Annotated in this window: 1 protein-coding gene; it reads left to right on the top strand. The window is 71.3% G+C overall.

What is annotated here, in order from left to right; all coding sequences use genetic code 11:
• A partial coding sequence (locus ABTU92_RS30745; protein WP_408095307.1) for a sensor histidine kinase occupies nucleotides 1–523 on the top strand: 523 nt, incomplete at both ends.

Genomic DNA, 523 nt, shown 5'->3' on the forward strand with positions numbered 1-523 from the left:
AGGCCTTCGCCGGCCTGCTCGGCGAGACCATCCGCCGGACCGCCGACACGCGGCTCCACGCGATGGTCGGCGGGATCGAGAGCTCGTCGCGGCGGCTGCGCAACCTGATCAACGATCTCGCCGAGTTCTCGCGGCTCGGCCGGCACGCCCAGCCGCTGGCGCCGGTCGCCCTCGACGAGGTGGTGCAGGAGGCCATGGACGACATGCGCCAGCGGATCCTGGAGACCGGCGCGACGGTCACGTGCGGCGCCCTGCCCACCGTGCAGTGCGACCGCAACCAGATGCGCCAGGTGCTGCAGAATCTCCTCTCCAACGCGCTGAAGTACCGCGATCCGGCGCGCCCCTGCGCGATCCGCATCGAGGCCCGCGTCGAGACGGCCGGCCAGCACGCCGAGCCGACCGGCTTCGTCCATGTGCTGGTCGCCGACAACGGCATCGGCTTCGACCCGAAATATGCCGAGCAGGTGTTCGAGCCGTTCCAGCGCCTGCACGGGCCCGACGAGTACGAGGGCAGCGGCATCGG

The sequence above is a fragment of the Rhodoplanes sp. SY1 genome (genome assembly GCF_046000175.1).
GTDB lineage: Bacteria > Pseudomonadota > Alphaproteobacteria > Rhizobiales > Xanthobacteraceae > Rhodoplanes.